The sequence below is a fragment of the Jiangella alkaliphila genome (assembly GCF_900105925.1).
Lineage (GTDB): Bacteria > Actinomycetota > Actinomycetes > Jiangellales > Jiangellaceae > Jiangella > Jiangella alkaliphila.
Genome location: NZ_LT629791.1, coordinates 404,963 through 430,001, shown reverse-complemented (window position 1 = coordinate 430,001; position 25,039 = coordinate 404,963). Strand labels below are relative to the sequence as shown.

Genomic DNA, 25,039 nt, shown 5'->3' with positions numbered 1-25,039 from the left:
GACATCGTCGGGGAGGTGGCGCGGCAGGCCGGCGTGGTGGAGCTGTTCGCCGGGCCGGGAGGGTGGAGCGAGGGCCTGCGCTCGCTGGACGTGGCCGACGTCGTCGGCATCGACAACGATCCGGACGCGTGCGCCACCGCCACGGCGGCCGGGCATCGACGCGTGTGCGCCGACGTGAGCGTGCTCGACCCGTTCCAGTTCGGGAGGGTTCGAGGGGTGGTGGCTTCCCCGCCGTGCACCACGTTCTCGTCGGCCGGGTCCGGTCTCGGCCGCCACCTGGTGGGTGTGCTGTCCGCCGCGGTGGCGCCGGTGCTGAACGGCGCGATATCGATCACCGAGGTCGCTGAGACGTGTCGCCAGCTGCTGAAGCGCGTCGCGTCGATCGGCGATGACGAAGGCGTTGCGCTCGCGGCCGCGATCTCGGTCCTGGTGCTGGAACCGGCGCGTTGGGTCGCAGCGCTGAGCCCGGACTGGGTGGTGATGGAGCAGGTCCGGGCCGTCGGCCCGATCTGGGACGCCTACACCGCCGCCCTTCGTGACTTCGGCTATGGCGCATGGAGCGGCGTGCTCAACGCGGCCGATTACGGCGTCCCGCAGGACCGGCGCCGCAGGATCCTCATAGCCGCCCGAGGCCGGACCCCACATCCGCCGCCACCGACGCACGCCCAACATCCCGAGCCACCCAACCTCATCGGGCCGGGCCGGCGCCGATGGGTCAGCATGGCCGACGCCCTCGGCGACGCGGACGGACACCGCGCGGCCTACCGCCGCACTCGTGGCGCGGGCTGGACGACCCGTCACGGCGCCCGCCCCGACCGGCCGACCGATCAGCCGGCACCATCGATCACCAGCAAGGCACGCTCAGACACCTGGCACTGCGGGCGCGTGAGCCTGCGCACCGACACTCGCCCCGGCCGCGGCGGTCGGCCACGGCCGACTCGCGGGCTCGACCAGCCGGCGCCCACGCTCGTGTTCGGGAAGCGGTTGAACGCTGTCAGCTGGGTACTGGACCGGCGCAGCGTGAGCACAGACCGCTGCGGCACCCGGTATCCGACACCGCCGGTGCAGGCCGGACGTCCGGCCCCGACGCTGACCGGCAAGTCCGGCGGGCAATGGCTTCGTCGTTGCACCGCCTGCCCGGGCAGCCGCCGCATCACGATCGCGGAGGCGTCAGTCCTGCAGGGCTTCGCGCCGGACTATCCATGGCAGGGCTCGGCCACCAGGGCGTTCGCTCAGATCGGCAACGCCGTGCCGCCCCGCTTCGCGGCGGCCATTCTCGGCCAGGCTCTACCGCCGGGGGCGCCGCGATGACCGGCCGCGGTCCAGGTGAGCGACCCCCGGCCGAACCCGGACAAGACCGGGACGGCGGTGTGGAGGGCGCCGACCCGTTCGCCGAGTTCCTCGGCGCGCCGCCGCAGCTTCCCCGCTCGATCCGCTGGGACGACCTCGAGCCGCAGGATCACGCCGCGGCGCTGCACGATCTGGCCGACTGGGTGCGCTGGCTCGTCGTCCGCTACGCCCTGGACCAGCGCGACGTGCCGTCGTGCTGGTACCGCCACGCCGCGCTGGTCGAGGAACTCTCCGCACTACGCGGTGCCTGGCAGATCGCCTACGACCCCGCACAGCCGGCCACCGCCGCCGTCGACTGGCACACCACGCTCGCCTACGGCCGACAACGCCTGCGCGAATGGGCGGCCCGCACCGGGTGCCGCCAGCGCGAGCACCGCCCGGACAGCGTCGAGCCGTGGGCCGCTGACCCGGAAGGATCGGGCTGGACCACCAGCTTCTACATCCACCTCGACGACGTGGTCGGCCCGCCGACCAGCCCACCGCCGTGACCGACCGCGACACCATGGGCGCAGCCGCGCTGAGCTACGCCGCCGCCGGCATCGCCGTCTTCCCCTGCTGGCCGCTGCGCAAGCGCCCACTGGTCAAGGACGGCTTCTACGCCGCGACCACGGACCCCGACCGCATCCGGGCCTGGTGGGCGAGATGGCCGGCGGCGAACGTCGCCATGCCCACCGGGCAGCCACACTGGGACGTCGTCGACGTCGACGTCAAGAACGGCGCCCCCGGCTACGCCACGCTCCGCCGGCTCCGTGCAGCCGGTCTTGTCGACGGCTGGTCGCACGCCGTCGTGACCCCGTCCCGCGGCCTGCACCTCTACTTCGCGGGCACCGCGCAACCCAGCGGCAGCAATCCCGCCCACGGCCTCGACTTCCGCGGGCTCGGTGGATACGTCCTCGTACCGCCCTCACGCGTCCACCTCGTGGGCACGCACGGCTCATACCAGACCATCGACATCTGCGACGCCCACCGGGCCAGCACGGTCGGCTGGGAAGCGATCCGCACTCACCTCGCCCCGCCCCATCGGCCGACTCCAGCCCGGGTCACCGCCGACGTGGCCAGTGACGCCGAGCGTCGCCTCACCTACCTGATCCGGCACGTCGAGACCCGCCCCGACGGGCAGCGGCACCCAGGGCTGCTGTGGGCCGCCCATCGAGCCGTCGACAACGGGTCCACCGACCTCGCCCCATTGGTGGCGGCAGCCGTGCGAGCCGGCCTGCCGGAGGACGAAGCCGAGGCGGTGGTCACCCATGTCGCCGATCGCCGCGGCGTCAGCGGGAGATCGAGCACCAGGGCGCTGTAGGTCCACCGACCGGGAACAAGGCTCGGCTGGGCGCAGCTCCGAGGGGAGCGGCGCCCAGCCGGAAGGGTGGGTCAGCGGGTGGCGCGGGTGGCGGCCTCGAGGAGGGCCTGCCCGACCGCTTCGGCCTCGTCGGGTTTCAGCGTCACCGTGGCAGGCGGGGACCACCGAGACGTGGCGGACAGCTCGACGTGCAGCGGCTCACCGTCGGACTGGACGACGTTGACCCCGATCAGCCAGGTGCTGCGCCAGGCGACCAGCGACGTGACGTACTGCCGGTGAGTGTCGTGGTCACCGGCCTCGTTGCACCACTTGAGGACGCACTCGTCGTTGGGCGAGGTGGCGGTCATCGGCCGACCTCGCTCTCGTGCGCGAAGAACGTGCGGACCTGGTCGAGTTCGGCCTTGACGGTGCCGAGCTGGTCGACCGCCTGCCGGTAGCCGGCCAGGTGCTGCTCGGCGGTGTCGACCGCGGCCGCGGCCCGGTCGAGCAGTTCGTTGCCGGTCTCGGCGACCAGCATGCGACCGGCCCGCCAATCGACCCGGCCGCGGAATCCGAGCACGAACCCGCCCAGCCGCTCGGACAGGGCGTCGAGCCGGGCGATGATCTGCTCGTCGGACAGCCCGGGCAGGTACCGCTCCCGGGCGTCGGCGAGCAGGGCCGGGGTCCAGCCGGCCCGCTGCGCGGTGTCGGCGATCTCGGTCAGCTGCCGGGCCAGGATGCGGGCCTCGGACGGGGAGATCGAGACGTCGATGCGCTGCCCGGCGTCGCGGGGTTCGAGATGGATGTCGATGGCGGGTCCCTCGGTGTCGTGCCAGGCGACCATCTCGCCGAAATCGGTACTCAGAAATGGTGCACGAACGATGACGTCACGACGATCAGGGGTAGGTGGGGTGGGTACGGTTGCCACGGGTCTCCTCCTGCTCATACCAGGGTGGGGATCAAGTTCCTGCCCGGTGTTGGTGCACCGGGCAGGAACGCCTAGCTGTGGTCGACCGGTCGTTCCTCGGCCGGTGGCGGTACCACCAGGGAACGCAGCGCGTTGATCAGCAGCGCGCTGTCCCTGTGGGTCGACGGCGGCGGCTCGTTCGGCCCGAACGTCACCGCAAGTGCGCCGTGTCCGGGGCTGAACCCGATCACACACTCGTGCTCCTGCTCCGGGTCGTAGCGCAGGACCAACGTTCGCTCGGTTGGCCAGTCGTCCGGGGAAGTGCTCACTGCGTCCTCCAGATCCTCAGTTGAACCTCGCCTCAGCATACGTCCCACATACGACACACATCAAGCACACATTCGTCACACGTTGGTCTACTGGCCGCACACACTGGCACCATTTGTGTGTGCCCAGCCAACGTAAGCACCTCTATATCCGTGAGCAGGACGTCGACCTGTGGGAGCGCGCAGCTCAGTACGCGCAGGAGCAGCGACTCTCCATGGGTGGGCTGATCATGTTCGCGCTGGAGGCATACCTCGCAGAGCACGAATCGCGCCCCGACGCCGAATGATCACCGTCCCACGCCCGAGCGACGACTCCGGGCTGCCTGCGCATGCTCGCGGCCGGACTTGAGCAGGCCACTCAGTTGCTGTGCCCGGCGTAGGGCGCTGAAGGCGAGGCGAAGATCTGGGCGGTCTTCGGACTGAGGGTTGTCGCCAAGCGGATGCGTGCTGGTGATGTCGTGTCGTTCGCGGTAGGCGGCGATGGTCGCCACGCAGCGGATCCACCTGCTGCGATCGCGCGGCGTGGACGGTGGTGGGCCGAGTTCGTCGAGCCAGGCAGGCCGCTTGGTGAGCGCGGTGCGGGCCAGCGTCTCGGCTCGGCGTTCGAGATGGCGTTTCCGCTCGTCGAGGGCGCGGCGCAGCGCGGGGTCGGCGGTGCCGACCGCGGCCGGGATCAGGCCGGCGATGCGGTGGAGGGGCCGCGCTCGGTGGGTCCGGCGGGCCTCCTCGACGAGTGCTGCGAGCCGCTGGTGCAGGTGCGCGATCGGATCGTCGGAGCGTGGTTCAAGGTGGGTGGCCAGCTGGGGGAGCGTCCGTAGGACGTCGATGCCGAGGTCGTGGGCGTAGCGGATCGTGGCGGCGAGTGCCGGGTAGGCCGGCGATGTCGTCGGGTCGGCTATGTGGGGTAGGGGGGTGGCGTCGATGATCCGGGCGACGTGGTTGGCGAACGCCTGGGCGGCCAGGGTGGTGTACTCGTCGGCGAGTTGCCCGAATGACTCCGCGCGTTCGTGGAGATCGCGGGCGGTTTCGTGCGCGGAGCGCGGAGCAGCGGATCGCTGCAGGACGGCCGTGAGCGCAGTGATCGCTATCGGTTCGATGTCGTCGCCCAGGTGCTGGTCGTCGGGTTCGAGGTCGGTGGCGACGTAGGCGTGGTTGGCGAGCCGTCCTCGGGTCATGGCGACGTAGAAGAGTTCGCGGGCGGTGCTGGTGCCGGTGACCAGCACGTGGGTGGTGTCGACGCTGGCGCCCTGGGCGCGGTGGGTGGTGGTCGCGTAGGCGAGTTCCACGTGCTGGCGGACGTAGTCCGCGGGCAGTGTGATGGTACCGACGCCGTGATGCCGTGTGACGGTGAGAGAGCCGTCGCGGTGTCGGCGCCGCACGGTCCAGGTGTCACGGTTCCTGACCCAACTGTGGCGTCCAGTGATGAGGCGGCGGTCGTTGTGGCGGGTGACGACGCGGTCTCCGCGGCCGGCGAGGCTGCCGTCGTGCAGGACGACGCCGCCTGATTCGACCTGCCCGGCGGCCACACGGTCGGCACGTGCGCGCATGGCCAGCTCGCGGACGGCGTCTGCTGACGCCGCGATCAGCAGTGACGTGTGACCGGCCGCCTCGTCGGCGAGCCAGGCCCGGTAGGCGGCATCGGTGACCTCGTCGGTCTCGCCCGGGTGGAGTCGGCCGTGCCGCTGGTAGGTGTTCAGTACCGAGGCGTCACCGCGGCGGAGGCTTCTCGTCGCGGCAGCCTCCCAGGGCGCCTGGAATCGGTGTAGCGCGACCAGCTCGGGCACCAGGTCGTCACCGTAGTCGCGTGCGAGCATCCCGAAGGCACCGCCCGCGTCGATCGCGCCGAGCTGAGCGTGATCGCCGACCAACAACAGCTTCGCGCCAGCGCCCGCCGCGGCGCCGGCGATGGCGTCCAGCGCGAGCGTCCCAGCCATGGCCGCCTCATCGACGATGACCAGCTGACCTTCGGCGAAGCGCCAGTTTCCGATCTCGGTGGTGAGTTCGGTGATGCGGCTCCCGACTGCCGAGGTGAGCCTCGCCCGACCGGTGTTCGACATCGCGCCTGGTCGGCGCAGGTGCCACGGCCGTGCGTACGGCCAGGTGCGCTCAGCGCGTTGCAGGTGGTGGCGCCAGTGTGGGTCGTCTCGACCGATCCCGGGGAGGGCGAGCAGGAGATGGTCGAGCTCTCGCTGGCGATCGGTGTTGCGGCGGGCCTCGTGCAGCAACTTCGCCGTGTTGTCGGTCGGGATCCCCAGCGACTCGGCCAGCACGCCGGCGGCTGCGGCCGATGGCGCGAACCCGATCACCGACCCGGTGCCGTGCTCGCGTTCCCAGGCATGTCGAAGTACGTCCAGCGCGGTGGTCTTGCCCGAGCCGGCCGGGCCCAGCAGCACGTCGATCCGGCGTCCGCTGAGCGCGATGCGTGTGATGGCGTCGGCCTGATCCGCGGTGAGCCGGTGCCCGCCGCGGGTGGGGGAGCGGGTCGCGTTGCCGATCGCGACCAGGCTGAGCGCGGCCGCATCGGAGGCGTGCAACCCGTCGAGCAGTCGCCGCTCGGCGGCCAGCACCTCGGCGGAGGTGAAGACCTGACCGGACGCGAACACCGAGCGGCCATCGCGTTGACGGAGCCTGGCAGGCGTGAACGCACGCTCGTGTGGTGTGAGGTCGACCGACATCGCGAGTACCCGTGCGGTGGCGTCAGCGACGAGCCGGTCGCGCTCGTCGGCGTCGCTCATCCTGTAGGGCATCGCGGCACGCGCGACTGCGGCGCGGGCGTTCCACACCGTCCACGTCGACCGTTCGGTGCTCAGCTCGTCGAAGGCCTCACGCACCAGCTGGTCGAGCGCTCCGCCTGCCGCGAGATCATCCACCCGCCACAACGGCGGGCGCTCACGTCCGGACCGCGCGAATCGGGTGCGACGGCCGACCCAGGCCACCGGGTCCTCACGAAGAACGACGTGAGCGCGCTCGGCCCAGTCGGTCGTCAGCTCCGCCAGCGAGCGGACCTCCTTCGCCGGGCGGGTCGCCAAGGTGGCGATCTGCCGCAGCCGGATGATGGTCCGATCGTTCGGGCTGCGGCCGTGTTGGCGCCGGTAGGCGTCGACCAGCCGGTCCTTCTCCGCTTCTATGTCGGCGCTGCGGCTGGAGAATGCCGCGATCAGCTCGTGCGGGACCGTTTCGATCTCCCAGACGGCGTTCTTCGCCTTGTGCCGGGTCCCGCGGTTCTCCCACCCGACACCGAGCCGGGCGGTGATGTGGTCGGCCAGCACGTTGTCGTACAGCTCGGACAGCGCCACCACCGCCGGATACAGAGCATCCCGCGAGTCCAGCGTGCGCCACCGGTCGTCGTCGGCGGCCTGGACCCGGTTGAGCATCAGCAGGTGCGTGTGCAGCTGCGGGTCGCCGGAGCGGCTGTCCCAGTGGTCGAACGTGGCGCCGACCACCCCCTTGGTTTCCACCCGGGCGACCCCGTTGCTGCCGATCCGGGTGCGCGCGACGTCGCGCTCGAGCACCGCGAGGACATCGCGGATCGCGGCCCGATGCGCTTCATAGACCTGCTCGCGCACACCCTGATCGCCCAACCCCCACAGCACGCTCACGCTCTTGGGCGGGGAGAAGGTGACGTCGAACCCGGCCACCGGCCTGATCGTGGGGCGGGCCTTCTCCTCGGCCTCGATCTGCTCGACCGAGTCTGTGCGGTCAGCGTCGCCCAGTTGAGCGCTCAACCCGGCGATGCGCATGTCCGCGCGCTCACGCCACCCGACCACCTGATGGAACCGGCGGCCCAGCGGCCGGCCGGTGAGCGGATCTGCGCCGTCGCGGAACATCCGCTCCAACTGCTGCTCGCTCACCCTCGACCCGACGGCGAGGCCGGCGCCGTCGCCGATGCCGTCCAGCCCGGCACCGATCCACCGGCCATGGGGATTCCCCGGCTGCGTGTAGTAGCTCGTCACCGCCGACGCGCCGGGCAGATCTTCCTGATCGGCGATCCCGCGCAGCAGGTACCGGTAGCCGTCACCGGCGTAGACCCGCTTGACCGAGATCAATCAGCCGGCCGGTGCTGCTCCGCCCGTCGTGCTCGCTGAGCGCACCGGCGCGAGCACGAGCGCGCATCTCCCCTGCGCGGCACGAACGTCCGTCCGCACCACCCACACGCACGCCGTCGAGCACCGGTGCGCTCACGCTCACGACGCGCCCGCGCGCGGCACGACTGCGAGCAGAAACTGGCATCACGCCGCACCGGAACCCACGAGCGCCCACACTGAGCGCACACCCGTGTGCGCTCAGCCGCCACCGCTCGCCCGTGCTCACGCTGTTGCCGGCGCCGTGCCCGCTGAGAACACCGGCGCGAACACCACCGCTGCGTCACCGTTCGGGCCGCGAACCCCCGGCCACACTCCCAACACGACTTCGAACCCGTAGAGAACTGCTCGTCCATGACGGCCCGGTGACGACCCGCCGCGCACCGCGAAGCCGATCCGCGACCGGACTCTGCCGCACAATGCCAGACGTGTAGTGCACTTAGAACTCGCGCGAATAGGGCGTTCGTGAGCGTGTCGTAACTAGGATGCAGGCACGGGCCTGTTGATCATGAAGTTGTCGACGCTTCGTGATCAAGAAGAGGCCCGTGCCCTGTGCTGCCATCTTGGTCCTGAAGCTCCTGCGCGAGCACGGGTGTCAAGCTCCGACGGCAGGGTCCTATCAGCGGCGAGCAAGTTGCGGCGGTCGAGTTGTACGAGTCCGGATTCTCCCTGGCTGCCGCGGGGGAGCGGCTGGGCCATCACCCGAGCAGCATCCGTAGCGCACTCCGGCATGCGGGGTGTACGGCTCCGCGGACGCCGCGACACGTGGCGTAGCACGCTTGATATCATGACCTGCCCGCCGGAGGTCGCATAGGCGCAAGTAGCATCGACGGACCTGTCGCCCGCCGAAGGAACGTTGCCTGCTATGACGACCCAGCTCGTGCCACCCGTGACGATCGCTACCGGGACGATCCCCGAGGGCAAGGTCGCAGACTTCCTCACGGGCAGGCACGTCCGGGATACGCCCGAAGAGTACGTCAGGCAGAACCTCGAGAAGGCACTGGTTCGGCAGTACAAATACGAGGCATCTGACTGTAGCCCCGAGTTTCCGATCAAGGTCGGATCAAGCAGGAAGCGTGTCGACGTCGTGGTCTTCGCCGCCGGCGCGGACCACAAGCAGGAGAACGCCTACATCCTGGTCGAGACCAAACGTGCTGGTACCAGTCCAAGCAACCGGACAGAAGGCGTTGGCCAGCTTCGTAGTTATCTCGCGGCATGCCTCAACGCGCAGTATGGCATCTGGACCAACGGCGACGAACAGTATTGCATCGCGAAGCGGCCCGATGGCCGTGGTGGCTTCACCTTCGAGGAGATCATCGATGTACCTGCGAACGGTCAGACTGAGGCGGAGGCGCAACGACCGCAGCGCAAGGACCTGAAGCCAGCGACCGCTGACAACCTGCTCTTTGCCTTCCGCCGCTGCCACAACTACATCGCTGGCACCGAAGGAAAACAGAAGGCGGAAGCGTTCTGGGAGCTGCTGAAGATCATTTTCGCGAAAATCGAGGATGAACGGTCGCGGCAACTGGACTTCTACGTTACCCCGACGGAGCGTACGAGCACCACGAACGCTGCGTCAGCGAAAGCTAGGATCCAGAAGATCTTTGAGACGAAGGTACTCAACAAGTATCGAGCAATCTTTGCCGCCTCGGACACTGTGATCGACCTCAAGCCGCCTGTGGTCGCGTTTGTGGTGAGCCAACTCCAGGGATATTCACTTCTAGCTAGCCCGGTCGATGTCAAGGGCGTCGCGTATGAGGAGATCGTTGGGTCGAACCTTCGCGGTGATCGAGGGGAGTTTTTCACGCCGCGCAATGCCTGCCGCATGGCGGTCACGATGCTCAACCCTCAGCCCGACGAGAGGCTGCTCGATCCGTCTTGTGGTACGGGTGGATTCCTTATTACGGCGATGAATCATGCGCTGGGGCATATCGAGCGAGAAGAACGCGCTCAGTGGCACGATCCGTCGCGCGGTACTGACGAGGAGCGGGACGAGCTATTCCGTCGACGAAACGAGTACTTCACCCAGAAGGTTCATGGCCTCGACCTCAACCCGGGCCTTGTCCGGGCCGCCAAGATGAACATGGTCATGAACAATGATGGGTCTGGAGGGTTGTGGCAAGCAAATTCGCTCGCCAATCCGCGATCTTGGTCGCCGGAGGCGTCTAGTCGTATCGCCCTCGGCACGATCGACTGTATCGTCGCCAATCCACCATTCGGCGCAAACATCGTCATCGACGATCACGAGCTTCTTGAGCAGTATGACCTCGCAACTATGTGGGATAGGGTCGACGGGCGCTGGACACAGCGCCTGAGTGCCGACGGGACCCCGACCTTGCAGAAGAATCAGCCTCCGGAGATTTTGTTCATTGAGCGCTGCATTCAGCTGCTCAAGCCGGGCACGGGCCGGTTTGCGATCGTGATCCCGAATGGAATATTGAACAATCCTGCGCTGGGTTACGTCCGCACGTGGCTGATGGAGAATGTGCAGTTGCTTGGCGTGGTTGATATGGCCCGCGAGCTGTTCCAACCCAAGAACGATACGCAGACATCGATGGTTCTGGGCCGACGCCTTAGCGCCGATGAGCGCGCAGCTGCCGCTGACGGTAAGCTCGACTACCCTGTGTTCATGGCCGTGGCCGAGCGCATCGGTCACGATAAGCGCGGCAACATCCTGTACCGCCGCACGGAGACGGGCGAAGACGTGACGATCACCCGAGTCGAAACGGTTGCTGCGATAGACCCGAAGACCGGTGAAGAAATTCTTCAAAACGTTGAAGTTTCTGAGCGACAAATTGATGACGAGCTCGCTGACGTCGCCACCGCCTACCTGCGCTGGCTTGGCGAGCAGAAATGATTACGACGACCATCCGTTTGGGCGCAACGGATGCATACGACCGGCTGGATGCCCACTTCTTCACCTCCCCAGGGGTGGCTGCGAGCGCACAAGTCGCCGCCCTTAGCGCGGCCGGGGTTGAAGTCGTCCGGGTGGGTGACGTCGCTAACGTGTGGGATCCACCGCGGTTTGCGCGAGCCTACGCGGCACCGGACGAGGATGGTGTGCCGTACCTGCGCCCATACGATGTATTCGACTTTCTGCCGGCTCCTGCCGATCGTCTTTCACGACAACGTAATCCAGGGGTAGAAGATCTCGTTCCTCGCGACGGGACCATCCTCCAAACCTGCTCGGGGCGGAACCTCGGCCCCGTGACGGTCGCCGATCAGACTCTCGGGCAATTCGCTCTCAGCCATGACCTTATCCGCATAGAGATTGATGATGCTGAGACAAGGGCATACGTCCTGGCATTTCTCAAGACCAGGATGGGGCAAGCTCTGCTGCGGCGAGGCAAGAGCGGCTCAGTTGTCGACCACATCACGGTCAATGACGTCAAAGCAGTGCCGCTGCCGGTGGTGTCGGATGACGTCAGGGCGACTACATCCGCATTAGTACTGCAGTCTGTCGCGCACGCGTCGCAGGCCAGGATTCGCCTGAGTGAGCTAACCCAGCGATGGGATGTCACGCTCCCGATGCCAACCTACAGCCGTCCACGGCGCGAGGGCTGGACGTGGCGCCCCGACGGTTCAGTCGATCGACTTGACGCAGGCTACTTCGAACCGTTGGTCGTGGCGGTGCGCGAACAGATGCGGGGCGCCGACACCGTGCGCTTGGGAGACATCGCTGGGGCAACGCTGCCCGTGAGGTATAAGCGGTACTACGTGGGTCCCGAGCACGGGCGGGCCATCATGTCAGGTCGGCAGTTGCTTCAGCTCGACCCCGTGAACCTGCGTCACGTCTCCGATAGATCATTTCGCAACCCCGAAGACTACGAGCTGCGCGAAGGTATGACGGTGTTCGGCGCGGTAGGTCGCTCGGAGGGCCGACAGGGTGCCGCGTCGCTCGTGACGTCAGATAGAGCTGGTTGGCTTGCGAGCAACGATGTGATGCGGCTCGAGCCGCGCAGCGGCGTGCGCCCAGGTGAGCTCTGGCTCGCTGTCTATGTTCGGCAGACCCGCCTGCAGATCAACGCGCTTTCGTTCGGCTCCGTCGTAGACCACATGAATCCGTGGGACGTTGAGGACTTGCGTGTGCCAGTCATTGACGACGGCGCCGCCGGCGAAGCGGAGGATGCGTGGGCACGGTTTGCAGCAGCAGCGCGCGATATGCGGCGTGCAATCGCGATCCTTGAGGATCATCTTGATGCGCTGATCGCGACGGGCTGACTCTAAGGGGTCGCGCACGCCGCTTACACCATCCATGCACTCTGCCTCGTGGTCGGTCCGCGCTCGTACCTCCCTGCCTGCGCCGCATCGAACGCCGATGGGCCCGACGATCCCCGGCTGCCACACCATCAACTAACAGCTCAGCAGCACGCGCTGCTGCGTCTGACGTGGCCGGCCATGAAGAGCGTGCGTGCTGCGCTCCAACTCTCGTGGCCAAGGCTGTGAGCAGCGGCTTCGCCAAGGCGTCTGCTCAGTTTGCTCCATTTTGCGAAGAGTACTTGCTATATGCGCGAATCCTGCGCTATGTTGCTCATGCTTAGCAATCACAACAGGAAGGGAGTCTGGATGGCAAGACCCGTCGAGGTTGACGAGGACACCTACAAGTCGCTCGAACTGGCAGCACGGATGACGGGAACGACAGCCGGCGAGATCGTGGCTCGGCTCGTGGCCCAGGCCAGTACCAGGCAACAGCCAGAGGCCAGTGCCACCGTACCTACGGAGGGAGACGGCATTACCGTATTCGCCGACTATGACGGCCACCGAACGTATGGCCGCTTTGATCCGCGAACCACCCGTATCGACATCACGGGCGGCCCGCTCAGTGGGCGTAGCTTCAAGACGCCCTCGTCAGCTGCGCGCGGTGTCATCAAACACTACAAGCCGAGCGTGAACGCCAACCGAAATGGTTGGTCGTTCTGGAGCCTGGACGACGGCTCCGGACGGCTTCTGCAAGCAATCCGGCACGATCACGATTGATCATGTTTTAGTCAGCACAACGGCCCGGCCGTAATCCGGGCCGTTGTGCCGTCTAAGGGTATGGCACCTCGTCAGGAAGACTGCCGTGCCGGATGCCACGCCGGCAGGTTCGGCACCAGGTTGAGGCGCTGGCCCAAGCCGCCGAGGATGCGCGCGATGATGTGCCCGGCGTGATCCCCGGGGACCTTGTCCTTCAGGCTGGCCTGGGCGGACTTGTCGCGCGGCTGATCGGGTGTGACCTCGATCAGTACCGTCTGCGCTCGGATCACCCGACCGAGGCTGTCGGTGGTGTAACGGACGGCGCCGTCGATCTCGATGATGGCGATCGGCGGCGGATTGCCGAGGGCTGGATGCCGCATGGGCGCATCGGTTGAGACCTTGATGACGGGCAGTTCGTCGGGCACTGCAGCGACCGCGGCCGGCGTGGCGACAGCTGCCGAGTTGCCGGCCGGCCGGCGAGCTGATCGAGATCGCTGGCGGTGCCGTCGAGCAGGGACTGCAGTTCGTCACCGAGCGTGCCAAGCACGGCCTGGATGGCTTGACCGAGATCCGCCACCTCGGCGGCAGGGACTCTCGGCACCTCGGCGGACCTTGGCCTCCTCGACCATCCGCGTGATGCCGTCGGTCGCGGCCTTGGCTTGAGTGGCGACACGGTCGACCTCACGTGCCGCCTGGTCGCGTGCCTCCTGTAGGCCGTCGACGCCGTGCTCGATCGGCCGTTCGGTCATGCCACGATCTCCTGCCCTGCGAGGCCCCTGGTGGCTCCAGGCTCTCACATCGGTGAGTCTCGTGGTCGAACACAGCAGTTGATAGGACGGCACTCGCCCCGATGTGTCAGTCCCGTCCGCTATCGTCCCTTGCGGAGCAAGGGGGTGTAGGGCGATGGCGATGTTGCCTGCGGCCCGGCAGCTGCTGTTGTCCAACTGGATTCAGCCGTCGAGCGCGAATGAGCAGCAACAGCAGGAACGGGCCGAGCGTATGGTGCGGGAGGCGATCGATGGAAGCACGGCATTCAGCGGCAGCACGCTAAAGATCTACACAAAGGGTAGCTACCCGAACAATACAAACGTGCGCCGAGACAGCGACGTCGATGTTGTCGTGGAGTTGCAGGACTGCCAGTACTACGAGTACCTCGAAGGCAGATCTCCTGCTGGCAGGAAGCACTCACCTTACGTCGGACCCTGGACGCCGGCCACTTGGAGGTCGGCTGTGCGCGCCGCGCTTGAAGCCAAGTTCGGCAAGGACTCTGTTGATACCAGCGGCACAGTGGCGATCAACGTGAGCGCCGTTCCGAACAGTCGACCTAGTGCTGACGTTGTGCCAAGCTTCGCATTCATTCGCTATGACGATCCTGCAGGGATTACCTTCCACGAGGGGAGCTGCGTCTTCCCCACCGATGGCGCGCAGAAGATCCAGAACTGGCCACGGCAACAGTTGCGGAACGGGCGTAATCTGAATGATCGATCTGGCCGCCGGTACAAAGAATACGTCCGAGCCCTTAAGAACGCTGAAAACCGGCTAAGCGCCGACCAGGTCATCAAGGACCTCCCGTCCTACTTCATGGAGTGTCTCGTGTACAACGTGCCCGTGGCGACTCTGAAGTACGGATCCCTTGATGACGGATTCCGCGAGACTTTGGCCTACCTCTGGGAGAATCTTGATAACGGTGTTGCATATGCTGACTGGGTGGAACCGAACGAGCTGAAGTGGCTATTTAAGGGTCATCAAAAGTGGTCGGTTGGCGACGGCAAAGACCTGGTCATGGCGGCGTGGAACTACCTCGGCTACGGGTCCTAGCATGCGTCGGCCCGCGTTCGTCGTACGCCTAGCCCTCATCGGGGCCGGCGCCGTATACAGCGTCCTTCTATACGTCTCGGGCCTTGAACTCGACAGCTGGACCGTGCGGCTCCTGGCCCTCCTGCCGCTCCTCGGCGCAGGGCTGTTGACGCTCTGGGACATGTACCTCTGGAAGCTGCCTGGCGTTCAGCGACTCACCCGTCGCCCGCGAATCGATGGGCTTTGGGAGGTCACGCTCAAGCCTACCGACGAGAGCCATATTCCACCCGAGGGAAACCGTGGCCCGTTGCGGGCCTATCTCGTTGTCAGCCAGTCGTTCTGGACGGCGCACGTTCGACAAGTTACCGCTGAGAGTTCTAGTCGCAGCCGAGCGTTCTTCTGGGAGCGCGACGGCGTCGCTGACGTTGACACTCTGGCGTTCGTTTACGCCAACGAGCCAAGATCCGGTGTCGAACATCGAAGCCGCATGCATCTGGGTACTTGCAGAATAGACGTCGTAAATCTCAAGCCGACCGACATGTCGGGCGTCTACTTCACAGATCGCTATACCAAGGGCGATATGGAGCTACGGCTAATAGACCGGTCCAGGGGGCATGCGACCTTTCAGGCGGCCGAGAAGCATGCTGCTGCGAGCCTGGCGAGTTCGCGTTCAGATCGCTAATCTGATCAAACCCCCGCAAGACACCCCACCCGCACGCCCCGGCAGGGCTACCAGATGATCGAGCCGGCCCAGCTGCTGGAATGGCGGGATCGTGACGGAGTGTGGAACGACACAGCCGACAAGGCGCGCCGCGTCATCGTCCTCGCCAACATAAGAACGATCGAGTCGCACAGGCTAGGCAACAACGGCAAGGCGTCGCTCATCGAGGTCGCCTTCGTGGTGCAGGTCGTTGCCGTGGCGTTCCTGGCGATCACGATCGGTGTAGCCATCCAGTCGGCATAGCCGGGGGACCAGCAATCATGTCGAACATGAAGACTCCCGCTCCCGTGTCACACTAATGGCCGGGAGCGGGCGCCAGCACAGCCTAGAGCAGTCATCGGGGTTGGTGCCCGCGAGGTGGGGCAATCAGGGCGGGCGCTCGCGCAGGCGGATGAGTAGGTGGTCGGGCGCCTCGAGGTCCTGAGTGGCTTCGACTTCCCAGGTGACGTCCGCTGTTTCCAGGATCTCCGCGATGGGCAACGACACCGCGCCGCCGGCTCGGCGAAGGAGCGCAATGAGCAGAGCAGATTGGATCTCGGGCGTGATGACGAGCCAGCGGCGCTCGTCTGGCTTGGTCATTGGCTCTCACCCACGGAGTGACCATAACTGTGGAACTTGATCCAGTCAGTAGGTCACGTGGGTCCGCCGCGAAGCAGCTGCGCCGCTCGGGCATAGGTGTCGAGTCGGGCTTGCTGACGCGCCTGTCGGACCACGGGATCGGGTGTTCGGAGGGCTTGCCGGCTCGGGTGGTAGGTGCTCAGTACTTCAAGCCGTCGTGCGCCGACTTCAGGGTTACGTCGCAGCAGTTGGCGCCAGGCGCGCTGGGCGTCGCCACCCTGTAGCAGGACGATCTGTAGCTGGGGGAGGTGACCGACTACATCGAACAGGACATCCACACCGGCGTCGAGCTCAATGCGGGACGGCTGTCGGTTGATGTACCAGGGATAGGCGTCCAGGGCGTGAAGTCGCTGTTCGCGATGCCAACCGCAGCGAACGCGACGCTCTGCAACTCGGCCGTGGGGTCATCGTTCTCGATGCAGAGGAAGCCCGAGCCGGTGCCGTCCTGGGTCTTGGGGCCGGGGTCACGGAGGACCGAGAGCATGCCTGCTTCGATACCGCCGTGGCACGGCGCCACGTAAGGCATCCAGCCTCGACCATCGCCACGCAGCACGTCTACCAGCTCGTTGATCGGCCGGACGTGCGACGCGTAGCGGTCGCGTTCCTGCGCCAGCCGGAAGGCTTCATCGGCCATGCGTCGCGCCACGCATCCTCCTGTCCCGACTCCGGCGCGACCGTAACACGGCGTGGCCGTGGGTGCAGTTACGTCCGGGGCGTCTGGTAGAAGGGCCGGTGGAGTTTCTCGACTCCTGAAGGGACGGGTTCATGGCAAGAGCAGAGAAGCGCATCGTGCAGGATTATCGATGCCCGGACTGCGGCTCAGAGGTGGAGAGCCTGTTCGTCGAAGTGCCGGGTGTGACCTGGCAGGAGAACGAGGACCTTCGCGCATGTACCAGCCCGACTTGCGCATGGGGCGCGAAGCACTGAGGTCGTTTGCTAGGAGGACGATCCATCCCCTTCGCGTCGCTCTCGTCTGTACTCCTCCTCGAGTTCCGCCTGCTCCGCGTATCGCGCATACGCCGAAACGAGCGCTTCCCGGTAACGCGCAATGTCCGCGGACTCGGCGGGCTGGTCCTCGCTCCGCAGGTAGGCACCGACCACTGACTCGGTCCAGACCTTGAGCCGTCGGGCCACGCTCTCGACGGATTCGAAGGTCTCCTCATAGATCGAGTCCAGGTCATGGAGCGCTTCACCGATCCATAGCAGGCGTCCCCGTACGGTGTCGTCCGTGATGCTGATCACCTGAAGACTGAAGTCGTCGGTCAGCTTCTCAAATTCGTGCCGCTGCTCGAAGGTTCTCCGGTCGCTTGGAATCTCACCGACGCGCCGGACGTACGCCAGGACGATTTGCTGCGCCATCCGGGCGGCATCGTGGTTGCGACGCCGTATGGCGGAGCGTTCCTGAAGTATCGTCTGAACCCATTGGCCCGCCCAGGCCAGCAAGCCACCGAGGACAACCGCAGCCAACGTAGGCCAGATGGAGTTCGCAGCCTCGGTAAGACTGCTCTCTTCGACCAGCACGCACGCCTCGCTTCCTCTGCGACCGTCAGATCAATGACGTCTACCAGTTCCATTCCAGTACATGGATCCGCGCATCAGTTGACGGCTGGCCTACGTCTTCACCGTCGTAATGATGTCGGAGGTGCCGCGCGAGCAGCGCTTCTCGTTGTTCGCGCGTTTGCTCGTGCACAGCAGCACGCTCGGACTCGGATCGTCTGTTCAGTTGATGACCTCGAGGCGCTGGGCGGCGACCGTTTCGGGGTGTCGTCTGGTCAACCGACGCCGGGTGTCTTGCGCGTCGCCGCCCTGGAGGAGCACGACGTTCAGGCGCGGCATCATCGCGATGAGCCGGGCCAGGGGTTCTACGCCGGATTCTCGCTGGGCCGCGCTGGGTGCTCAGTTGGTGTACCAGGGGTAGGCGTTCCACGGCGTCAGGTCGCTCGCGTCGATGCGGCTTCGCGGAAGGCGATGTCCTGGAGTTCGGCGGTCGGGTCGTCGTTCTCAATGCACAGAAAGCCCGACCCGACACCGTCGCGTGTCTTCGGGCCCGGATCGCGGAGCAGCGACAACAGCCGGGCCTCGACCCCGCCATGCAACGGCGCGACGTGCGGCATCCAGCCTCGCCCGTCCTGGTCCCGCAGGGTGTCGACAAACTCGTTGATCGGCCGCACATGCGGCGCGTACCGGCCACGCTCCTGCTCGGCGCGGAACGCCGGGTCGGCCATCAGTCTCGCCACATCGCCTCTCGACAGGGACATATACGCCCGGCCCCGATTGTGACATGCATAGCAAACACCACCCCAGCGAGCCCTGCGGCGGTGGTGGACAGGTAGACACCGGCTCTGCCCAGACGTTGGACTGTCGACTACAGCTGGACGAATGCCCCGATAGCGGCCTCGCCGACTGCTACATCATGAGCTGCCCTGTGGTCGCGGGCTGGTGCTCGGTGGCAGCCGCCGCCGCGTGAACATGACGGGCACTCGCCTTCGATGAACGGTGGCTGCTCCGGTTGGCGTGCACGATCTGAGCAGCCAACGAGCTGCGCCGATTGGATTCGGCGTTGGTGTGCCAGCCGCTGGAACCCGACCTGGGACACCGACTGACACGCTGCCTTTCCTAGCGTTGTAGTCGGGGGAGGGCAATCCGAGGGTGCGCGGTGGATTCCTACCTGAGCAGTAGCGCCATGGGGCGCTGTCGAGCTGCAGGGAGGACCATATGGCGACGAGCAGGATGGAGTGGGAACGGCGGCGGGGCGGACGCGCCTCGGCTGGTGATCGGCTCCGGGCGTGGGTGAGCGATCCTGACCTTGCGCTCATCGTGACCGTGTTCGCAGACGTTGTGCTGGCGCTGGGCGCCTTCACCTTGTCGTTCGATGCGCTCCGGGAGCTGGCTCTCGCGGCGGGTCTACGTCCTGAGCTGGTGTGGATCTGGCCACTCGTGGTGGACGGGTTCATGGTCGTGTCCACCATCAACGCCGTCGTGTTGAGCGAACGCATTCCGAGGGCTGCCTGGTATCCGGGCATCGCGCTGGTCGTCTTCGCGATGGTGAGTGTCGCCGGGAACGGCCTGCACGCTGCCAGGCACGCTGACACGGACGTGATCAGCGTGCCGGTCGCGGCCGTCGTCAGCGCGATTCCCGCCGTGGCTCTCTTGATCATCAGCCACCTGATCGTCGTCCTGCTCATGGCGCGGCGCCGAAGCCCAGGAGCCGCGGATCGTAGTGGGCCGACGGCGTACGACACCAGCGATGACGGCATTGGGCGGGCAACAGGACCCGCCCGGCCGAGCGACCGAGCTCTTGACGCGCGGCCCGACTCGGCGCGCGAGCCAGCGTCATCGGGGGCCTGGGACGGTCCGCGCAGGACATGGGGCGACGCTGACTCGCTGGCCGCGTGGGTGGCGTCGGAGACGCAGGCGGGGCGGACGGTGACCGGTGACGACGTCGCTGCGCGCATCGGGATGTCGTCTGCGACCGGGCGTCGTCGACTGCGGGCCATTCGAGCGGCCCTCCCAGACGTCGCGACCGATCTTGCCCAGCACGGCAACGGGAGGTGGCCGGCAGATGGGACTTCTTGAGGTCGCCGCGATCATCGCCGTTGCCGTCCTGACGTTCAGCTGCGCAGGCGTCGTCGCGGTGTTCGCGGTTGCTGCCACTGCGCATCGATCACGAGGCCAGGGCTGGGGTCACCTCCTGGGCAGCGCCGTGCGGCTCACGCTCGTCCTCGCCGCCGTCGCCCTGGCCGTCGAACTTGCGGTGATCGTGCTCGGCGCTGCCATCACGTAGCCGCCGTTCGGCGTCAGCTGCGACTGGTCGCCTCCTTCCGGGCTGCGATGTGTGCGGCGACGTCGCGCTCATAGGCGACGAGCCGGCGACCGATCTTGAACAGGTAGGGCGCCTCACCCTTGTGCCGCTTGTAGCGCAAGGTGGCCTTCGTCTCCCGTGTCATCGCACAGACCTCATCGAGGGTGAGCACGCGGTCCGGGCGATCACCTCCGGAGTTGATCTCGTCGTTGGTGCGCATCTCTCGTCCTCTCGCCGGTGCCAGTTCTTGAAGGCCAGGTAGGCCCCTGGCGCGCGCACGCTGAGAGCTGCGCCGTGACGTAACGGCCACGGGTCCCCTCCGCGGATCATGGCCAGCGGTGCGCGGGCCGGCCCCACCCACTTCTCGACCAAGGCGGTCGCGGTCGAGAAGAGGGGAACCACCGATGGAGAAGACACCGAGCCGCTCGCACGAACCCAGCGGGCAGCAAGAAGCCGAAGGCGGCATTCGATCCGCCGAGCACCAGCGTGGAGTCGGGCAGTTCGCGCCATCACCCGCCCGGGCCCGCTGCGATGTCACTGGCGGGGGACGAAGCTGATGGCCACCGTCACGAAGCGCGACGGCGGCTGGCGCGCTCGCTACCGGGAACCGTCTGGGAAGCAACGTGAAAAGCGGTTCGACCGCAAGGTCGATGCTCAGCGTTGGCTCGACGAGCAGACGACACAGCATGTCACCGGCACCTACGTCGCGCCGGAACTCGGGAAGATCACCGTGGCGGAGTGGTCGGAACGATGGCTTGCCACCAAGGTGTCGCGGAAGGCATCGACGCGCGACCGGTACGCCGGAATCCTTCGCACCCACATCATCCCGGTCTGGGGCACAACGAAGATCGCCGACGTCGCCCATGAAGACGTTCAGGACTGGATATCCGGACTCACCGTGGCCGGCCAGTCCGCCGGCTCGGTCGTCAAGATCCATCGAGTCATGTCGCAACTGCTCGGCTACGCCGTCAGGTCCAAACGGCTCGCGTCCAACCCGGCCAAGGACGTCGACCTGCCCAAAGTCACACCGGCAGAACACCGCTACCTGAATCCCGCCCAGGTTGCCGACCTCGCCAACGCCGCCGGAGACAAGGGACGGCTGGTGATCCTGGTGCTGGCCTACTGCGGCCTACGTTGGGGCGAACTGGCGGCTCTGAGGGTCACGCGCGTCGACCTACTGCGCCGCCGCATCCATGTCGCGGAGAGCGTGACCGAGGTCAACGGAGGAAAGCTGGACTGGGGCCTGCCGAAGGATTGGGAACGGCGCTGGGTCCCGATCCCACGATTCCTCGCCGACGACCTCGCCGGGCACTTGGTCGGCAAGGCGCCGGAAGACCTCGTGTTCACCTCCCCGCGCGGTGCGGTACTCCGCGTCGGCGGTGCCAAGCGATCGTGGTTCAACCGCGCTGTCATCGAGTCGGGTGTGCCCGCGGGCTTCCATCCGCACGAGCTGCGCCACACCGCGGCCTCGCTCGCCGTGTCCGCCGGAGCGAACGTCAAGGCCGTCCAGAAGATGCTCGGGCATAAGAAGGCGAGCATGACACTCGACACGTACGCCGATCTCTTCGACGAGGATCTCGAGGCGGTGGCCGAACGGCTCGACGAGATCGCACGCCGTGTGGGCGAAACGTGGGCGGACGCCAAGGCGAATGATCTTGATGAACCTGCCTTGGCGTCCTGACCTGCTGTGATACTGGCGGTCCTGACGGGACTTGAACCCGCGACCTCCGCCTTGACAGGGCGGCGAGCACTCCGAACTGCTCCACAGGACCTTGCGTTGTACTGCCTTACCGGTACTACCCCGGTGGCCTGCCGAAGCGGGCACCGCATCCCCAACGGGATTCGAACCCGCGTTGCCGCCTTGAAAGGGCGGAGTCCTAGGCCGCTAGACGATGGGGACCAGATCTGACGACATGGGCCCATGGCTCGTCGCCGTTCGGGACGTTGAAAGCATAGGATGACGCGCTCAGTTATCCAAATCGGGAGCTGGCGACGGGTCCTCGGGGCCTTGAGCGGCGCCGTCGTCCTCGCCGGCCTGGTGGCGGTCGATCTCGGCGCTGGTCTGGCCGAGGCCGCCGAGGGTGAGATCGTCCCAGGCCACGAGCGCTTTCGTCTCCGGATCGAAGTAGAGCACCGACAGGTTGACCGGAGTGGGATCTTCGTCACGTAGTCCGCGCAGCCCGGCGCCGCCGGTGGAGCCCTGGACCATGACGCGGGTGCCGTCGTCGAGGACGTACGTGTCGCGCTTGTGCGCGTGCCCCGAGAGCACCAGGGGGGCGATGCCGTCGAACAGCTCGGCGTGGCTGGGGTCGTGGAAGACGATGACGTCAGGGGGCGGCTCGAGGTCGGCGGCGTCGTCGGCGAACTCTTCGGTGCCTTCGCGGATCACCTCGTCGGGGACGCCGCGGACGGACTTGTCCGGCGTGAACCGGGGGTCGGGCGCGCCGAGGAACCGCAGCCCGGCGACCTCGGCCGGCTCGCCGTCCAGGACGACGGCGTTGGGCGCGGCGGCGACGGCGGCGGCGGTCGCGACGGAGTCGTGGTTGCCCTTGACGAAGACGTAGGGCCGGTCGAGCTCGGCGATCGGGCGCACGTAGGAGTTCTCCAGCGGCGTCCCCTGGTCGACGATGTCGCCGCTGTCCACGATGGCGTCGACGTCGTACTGGTCGGCGACGGCGTCGATGACGTCCCAGGCGGCCGGGTTGAGATGGAGGTCCGACACGTGCAGCACGCGGATGGTGTCGTCGCCGGGCTGGAACGTCTCGAGGTTGAGCGTGGTGTCGTAGACGGCGGCGACGTTGGCGACGAAGCCGGCCAGCTGGTCGGCGTAGGCGTCGAAGTTCGTCGCGATGTCCTCGGCGTTGCCGATCAGCTGCGGCGCGGCCGCCAGCGGCCCCGTGTACGCGGGCTCGCGGACGGCCTCGGGGTTGTACGTCAGCGCCGTCAGGCCGTAGCTGCCGAGGACCGCGGCCCCCGCCACGCCGGCCGCCAGCGCCGTCCGCCGGACCGATCGCAGCACCAGCGCCGCCGCCAGCGTCCCGCCGATGAGGGCGGTGACGGCGGCCCGGAGCGCCGCGTCGACGAGCACGTCCTGCATGCCGGCGGTGATCTCCTCGTCCAGGCCGGCCAGCGATGACGGGTTGTCGACGTAGCCGTTGAGGCCGTCGAGGTCGACCTGGCGGACGGAGATGTCCAGCGTCACCGGGCCGGAGTGCGTGTCGAGCACGACCGCGCCGACCGGGTCCAGGTGGATGACCGACTCGCCGCTCAACGTCGGCCGGAACGCGACGTCGATGGCCAGCGGGCCGACGTAGGTCTGGGTGGTGCCCGCGATGGTCAACGCGACCCACGCCCCGGCCAGCGCCAGCGCGACCGGGCTGAGCAGCGTGAACGTCCGCCGCAGCCACGGCGGCCAGCTCTCCGTGCGGGTGTAGTCGCGCCACACCCGCCGCCGGGCCTGGTCGCCCGGAGGGCTCGTCTCCGTCGCCACGTCCACGCTCTGTTCGTAACACATTTCCGCCCCCTCAATCGTCGGGCTCCAGCACGGCAGGCGAGACTGGTCCCGTGCTGGAGCTGACGGAGGCGGAGTTCGAGCGGCTGGTGTCGGAGGCGATCGACGAGATCCCGCCGGAACTGGCCGAGATGATGGACAACGTCGTGATCCTCATCGAGGACGAGGCTCCGGACGACGCACCGGAGGTGCTCGGGCTGTACGAGGGCACGCCGCTGACCGAGCGCGGCGAGTGGTACACCGGCGTGCTGCCGGACACGATCCGGCTCTTCCGGCTGCCGATCCTGCGCATCTGCGACACCCCCGACGACGCCGTCGACGAGGTGCTGATCACCGTGGTGCACGAGGTGGCGCACCACTTCGGCATCGACGACGAGCGGCTGCACGAGCTCGGCTGGTCGTGACGGTCAGGCCCTCCGGCCCGGAACAGCCGCAGGCACGCCGAACAGCCGGGCCGCGTTCGCCGTCGTCGTCGCACGCCAGCCGGGCGCGGTGTCGTCCAGCCGGCTCAGCTGCCGCGTCACCCCGTCGGCCGGCGTGAAACAGGAGCCGCTGCCAGCTCGCCGGCGACGTCGCGCGCGCCCTGCACCGCGTCCTGCACGGCGAGCGCCTCCGGCAGCAGCGCCGCACCGGCCTCCGTCAGCACGACGCGCTGCGCGCTGCGTTCGAACAGGGTGACCTTCAGGTCCTTCTCGAGTGCGGCGATGGCCGCGGAGACCGCGCTCTGTACGACGTGCAGCCGTCTGGCGGCCAACGTGAAGCTCTTCTCGTGCGCGACGGCGACGAAGTACTCCAGCTGCCTCAGCTCCACCGGGCCAGTGTGGCCTACGGAGGGTGGTTCGGGCGCCGGGCCGGGAACGCCTCTCGGCGCAACGGCCGCTCGTAGCGGCTATAAGTGGGACCCGGGGTTACCACGGCCCGCCGCCCAGCGAGAGCCCCGAGGGGCTGTCGCCAGTACCTGAAACTACCCGATGTCTCGGGTTGTTCCCAGCCTTCCGGCGTGGCAAGGATCACCTTGACGACGCGCCGGTGGGTGGTTCAGAGCGGTCGGGCGCGGTCATCCGGCGGGCCAGCTCGACGACGGCGGCGCGCTGCGTCGCGCGGTCCATGCCGTCGGCGCCGACGGTCATCCGCACCACGTGCGGCGCGACGAACCACCAGTCGACCAGCGCCATGACGCCGTAGAGCAGCTGGCCGGCGCCGACGGCGTCCGTCACGAGCCCGCGGCGCTGGGCGTCGGTGATCGCCGCGACTTTGTCGTGCTGCAGCGCCGCCCGCTTCGCCTCGGCGACCGTCGCTCCGCCGCTGGCCAGCCCCTCCCAGTGCAGCAGCCGCAGGAAGTGCGGGTGGTCGGTGTGGTGGTCGAACAGCCGGCCGGCATAGTCGCCGAGGTCGCCCGCCTGCTCGTGGGTGAGCGGGACGGCCGCGGCGAGGCGCTGCAACTCCTGCGTCAGGACAGTGCGGAACAGCCCGCCCTTGTCGCCGAAGTACTGGTAGATGCGCTCCTTGTTGACGCCGGCCGACTTGGCGACGCGGTCGACGCGGGCGCCGGCCGGGCCGTGCTCGGCGAACTCCTCGACGGCGGCGTCGAGCAGGCGGCGGCGGGTCGCCTCGGTGTCCCACGGCATGGGAGCACCGTAGCAATTCTCCAACCGTCCGGTTGCTTTTTCCGGCGGCGAGGCGCAGACTC

Annotated in this window: 27 protein-coding genes and 2 tRNA genes; 14 read left to right on the top strand and 15 right to left on the bottom strand. The window is 67.3% G+C overall.

Annotated features, from left to right (window positions below; translation table 11 throughout):
* Positions 1 to 15 precede the first annotated feature (15 nt).
* From BLV05_RS02060 to BLV05_RS02050, 3 genes are read left to right on the top strand one after another with little or no spacing between them, the layout of a single operon-like run.
* Complete coding sequence (locus BLV05_RS02060; RefSeq protein ID WP_052762074.1) at positions 16 to 1,311, top strand: DNA cytosine methyltransferase; 1,296 nt, start codon at positions 16 to 18, stop codon at positions 1,309 to 1,311.
* Between the two features lie 59 nt (positions 1,312 to 1,370).
* Positions 1,371 to 1,838, top strand: coding sequence for a hypothetical protein (locus tag BLV05_RS02055; protein ID WP_052762075.1), 468 nt, complete (start codon positions 1,371 to 1,373; stop codon positions 1,836 to 1,838).
* Positions 1,835 to 2,650 (top strand): bifunctional DNA primase/polymerase, encoded by an 816-nt coding sequence (locus BLV05_RS02050; protein ID WP_052762076.1) that lies wholly within the window; start codon positions 1,835 to 1,837, stop codon positions 2,648 to 2,650. Before BLV05_RS02055 ends, BLV05_RS02050 begins: the two co-directional genes overlap by 4 nt.
* A gap of 71 nt (positions 2,651 to 2,721) precedes the next feature.
* On the opposite strand, the gene BLV05_RS02045 is transcribed toward BLV05_RS02050, so the two are convergent.
* The 3 genes from BLV05_RS02045 to BLV05_RS02035 all read right to left on the bottom strand — a co-directional run bounded on the left by BLV05_RS02045 (position 2,722) and on the right by BLV05_RS02035 (position 3,865).
* The gene (locus BLV05_RS02045) at positions 2,722 to 2,997 is read right to left on the bottom strand and encodes a hypothetical protein (protein ID WP_046766650.1); all 276 of its coding nucleotides are present in this window, start codon (positions 2,995 to 2,997) and stop codon (positions 2,722 to 2,724) included.
* Complete coding sequence (locus tag BLV05_RS02040) at positions 2,994 to 3,473, bottom strand: hypothetical protein (protein WP_046766651.1); 480 nt, start codon at positions 3,471 to 3,473, stop codon at positions 2,994 to 2,996. Before BLV05_RS02040 ends, BLV05_RS02045 begins: the two co-directional genes overlap by 4 nt.
* Positions 3,474 to 3,628: 155 nt before the next feature.
* Positions 3,629 to 3,865: a hypothetical protein gene (locus tag BLV05_RS02035; RefSeq protein WP_152690554.1), complete on the bottom strand. Its 237-nt coding sequence runs from the start codon at positions 3,863 to 3,865 to the stop codon at positions 3,629 to 3,631.
* Positions 3,866 to 3,984: 119 nt separating this feature from the next.
* Here BLV05_RS02035 and BLV05_RS35405 point away from each other — a divergent pair, with 119 nt between their 5' ends.
* On the top strand, positions 3,985 to 4,149 hold the full coding sequence (locus BLV05_RS35405; protein ID WP_157524174.1) for a hypothetical protein: 165 nt from the start codon (positions 3,985 to 3,987) through the stop codon (positions 4,147 to 4,149).
* On the opposite strand, the gene mobF is transcribed toward BLV05_RS35405, so the two are convergent.
* Positions 4,150 to 7,908, bottom strand: a complete 3,759-nt coding sequence (gene mobF / locus BLV05_RS02030) for a MobF family relaxase (protein ID WP_052762077.1) — start codon at positions 7,906 to 7,908, stop codon at positions 4,150 to 4,152. It lies immediately after the preceding gene.
* A 901-nt stretch (positions 7,909 to 8,809) separates the two neighbouring features.
* On the opposite strand from mobF, the gene BLV05_RS02025 reads away from it, so the two are divergent.
* The 3 genes from BLV05_RS02025 to BLV05_RS02015 all read left to right on the top strand — a co-directional run bounded on the left by BLV05_RS02025 (position 8,810) and on the right by BLV05_RS02015 (position 12,921).
* Positions 8,810 to 10,801, top strand: a complete 1,992-nt coding sequence (locus BLV05_RS02025; protein WP_046766654.1) for an N-6 DNA methylase — start codon at positions 8,810 to 8,812, stop codon at positions 10,799 to 10,801.
* Positions 10,798 to 12,165 (top strand): restriction endonuclease subunit S domain-containing protein, encoded by a 1,368-nt coding sequence (locus BLV05_RS02020; RefSeq protein WP_152690555.1) that lies wholly within the window; start codon positions 10,798 to 10,800, stop codon positions 12,163 to 12,165. Before BLV05_RS02025 ends, BLV05_RS02020 begins: the two co-directional genes overlap by 4 nt.
* A gap of 345 nt (positions 12,166 to 12,510) precedes the next feature.
* On the top strand, positions 12,511 to 12,921 hold the full coding sequence (locus BLV05_RS02015; RefSeq protein ID WP_082154918.1) for a hypothetical protein: 411 nt from the start codon (positions 12,511 to 12,513) through the stop codon (positions 12,919 to 12,921).
* Positions 12,922 to 12,992: 71 nt separating this feature from the next.
* Here BLV05_RS02015 and BLV05_RS02010 read toward each other — a convergent pair whose 3' ends face one another.
* The gene (locus tag BLV05_RS02010) at positions 12,993 to 13,325 is read right to left on the bottom strand and encodes a DNA/RNA non-specific endonuclease (protein ID WP_052762078.1); all 333 of its coding nucleotides are present in this window, start codon (positions 13,323 to 13,325) and stop codon (positions 12,993 to 12,995) included.
* 478 nt (positions 13,326 to 13,803) lie between these two features.
* Between BLV05_RS02010 and BLV05_RS02005 the strand changes: the two genes are divergently transcribed.
* Genes BLV05_RS02005 through BLV05_RS01995 form a run of 3 tightly spaced genes read left to right on the top strand, consistent with a single transcriptional unit; the run spans position 13,804 to position 15,661 of the window.
* Positions 13,804 to 14,718, top strand: coding sequence for a nucleotidyltransferase domain-containing protein (locus BLV05_RS02005; protein ID WP_052762079.1), 915 nt, complete (start codon positions 13,804 to 13,806; stop codon positions 14,716 to 14,718).
* Between the two features lies 1 nt (position 14,719).
* Entirely contained in the window at positions 14,720 to 15,379 is a 660-nt protein-coding gene (locus tag BLV05_RS38465; protein ID WP_046766656.1) for a Cap15 family cyclic dinucleotide receptor domain-containing protein, read from the top strand.
* A 54-nt stretch (positions 15,380 to 15,433) separates the two neighbouring features.
* Positions 15,434 to 15,661 (top strand): hypothetical protein, encoded by a 228-nt coding sequence (locus BLV05_RS01995; RefSeq protein WP_083421259.1) that lies wholly within the window; start codon positions 15,434 to 15,436, stop codon positions 15,659 to 15,661.
* A 123-nt stretch (positions 15,662 to 15,784) separates the two neighbouring features.
* Here BLV05_RS01995 and BLV05_RS01990 read toward each other — a convergent pair whose 3' ends face one another.
* The 4 genes from BLV05_RS01990 to BLV05_RS01970 all read right to left on the bottom strand — a co-directional run bounded on the left by BLV05_RS01990 (position 15,785) and on the right by BLV05_RS01970 (position 18,261).
* Positions 15,785 to 15,997: a hypothetical protein gene (locus tag BLV05_RS01990; RefSeq protein WP_046766658.1), complete on the bottom strand. Its 213-nt coding sequence runs from the start codon at positions 15,995 to 15,997 to the stop codon at positions 15,785 to 15,787.
* A 295-nt stretch (positions 15,998 to 16,292) separates the two neighbouring features.
* Positions 16,293 to 16,682, bottom strand: a complete 390-nt coding sequence (locus BLV05_RS36820; protein WP_197683502.1) for a uracil-DNA glycosylase family protein — start codon at positions 16,680 to 16,682, stop codon at positions 16,293 to 16,295.
* A gap of 290 nt (positions 16,683 to 16,972) precedes the next feature.
* Positions 16,973 to 17,557 (bottom strand): hypothetical protein, encoded by a 585-nt coding sequence (locus BLV05_RS01980; RefSeq protein WP_046766659.1) that lies wholly within the window; start codon positions 17,555 to 17,557, stop codon positions 16,973 to 16,975.
* 410 nt (positions 17,558 to 17,967) lie between these two features.
* On the bottom strand, positions 17,968 to 18,261 hold the full coding sequence (locus tag BLV05_RS01970; protein ID WP_052762081.1) for a uracil-DNA glycosylase family protein: 294 nt from the start codon (positions 18,259 to 18,261) through the stop codon (positions 17,968 to 17,970).
* A gap of 565 nt (positions 18,262 to 18,826) precedes the next feature.
* Between BLV05_RS01970 and BLV05_RS01965 the strand changes: the two genes are divergently transcribed.
* Positions 18,827 to 19,612 carry a DUF2637 domain-containing protein gene (locus tag BLV05_RS01965; RefSeq protein ID WP_160312704.1) on the top strand — a complete coding sequence of 262 codons (786 nt, stop codon included), beginning with the start codon at positions 18,827 to 18,829 and terminating at the stop codon, positions 19,610 to 19,612.
* Entirely contained in the window at positions 19,599 to 19,820 is a 222-nt protein-coding gene (locus BLV05_RS01960) for a hypothetical protein (protein WP_046766660.1), read from the top strand. Before BLV05_RS01965 ends, BLV05_RS01960 begins: the two co-directional genes overlap by 14 nt.
* 13 nt (positions 19,821 to 19,833) lie before the next feature.
* On the opposite strand, the gene BLV05_RS01955 is transcribed toward BLV05_RS01960, so the two are convergent.
* Positions 19,834 to 20,058 carry a helix-turn-helix transcriptional regulator gene (locus BLV05_RS01955; RefSeq protein ID WP_046766661.1) on the bottom strand — a complete coding sequence of 75 codons (225 nt, stop codon included), beginning with the start codon at positions 20,056 to 20,058 and terminating at the stop codon, positions 19,834 to 19,836.
* 336 nt (positions 20,059 to 20,394) lie between these two features.
* On the opposite strand from BLV05_RS01955, the gene BLV05_RS01950 reads away from it, so the two are divergent.
* A complete protein-coding gene (locus tag BLV05_RS01950) occupies positions 20,395 to 21,519 on the top strand; it encodes a tyrosine-type recombinase/integrase (protein ID WP_046766662.1) in 1,125 nt (374 codons plus the stop codon).
* Positions 21,520 to 21,532: 13 nt separating this feature from the next.
* Here BLV05_RS01950 and BLV05_RS01945 read toward each other — a convergent pair.
* From BLV05_RS01945 to BLV05_RS01935, 3 genes are all read right to left on the bottom strand, one after another.
* A tRNA-Asp gene (locus BLV05_RS01945) sits at positions 21,533 to 21,610 on the bottom strand.
* A 55-nt stretch (positions 21,611 to 21,665) separates the two neighbouring features.
* Positions 21,666 to 21,738, bottom strand: a tRNA-Glu gene (locus BLV05_RS01940).
* 66 nt (positions 21,739 to 21,804) lie between these two features.
* On the bottom strand, positions 21,805 to 23,334 hold the full coding sequence (locus BLV05_RS01935; RefSeq protein WP_052762083.1) for a metallophosphoesterase family protein: 1,530 nt from the start codon (positions 23,332 to 23,334) through the stop codon (positions 21,805 to 21,807).
* Between the two features lie 68 nt (positions 23,335 to 23,402).
* On the opposite strand from BLV05_RS01935, the gene BLV05_RS01930 reads away from it, so the two are divergent.
* Positions 23,403 to 23,753 carry a metallopeptidase family protein gene (locus tag BLV05_RS01930; protein ID WP_046766663.1) on the top strand — a complete coding sequence of 117 codons (351 nt, stop codon included), beginning with the start codon at positions 23,403 to 23,405 and terminating at the stop codon, positions 23,751 to 23,753.
* Between the two features lie 116 nt (positions 23,754 to 23,869).
* Here BLV05_RS01930 and BLV05_RS01925 read toward each other — a convergent pair whose 3' ends face one another.
* Together BLV05_RS01925 and BLV05_RS01920 are read right to left on the bottom strand one after the other, a co-directional pair.
* A complete protein-coding gene (locus BLV05_RS01925; RefSeq protein WP_046766664.1) occupies positions 23,870 to 24,160 on the bottom strand; it encodes a LysR family transcriptional regulator in 291 nt (96 codons plus the stop codon).
* Between the two features lie 199 nt (positions 24,161 to 24,359).
* Positions 24,360 to 24,977, bottom strand: a complete 618-nt coding sequence (locus tag BLV05_RS01920; protein ID WP_046766665.1) for a TetR/AcrR family transcriptional regulator — start codon at positions 24,975 to 24,977, stop codon at positions 24,360 to 24,362.
* Positions 24,978 to 25,039 lie beyond the last annotated feature (62 nt).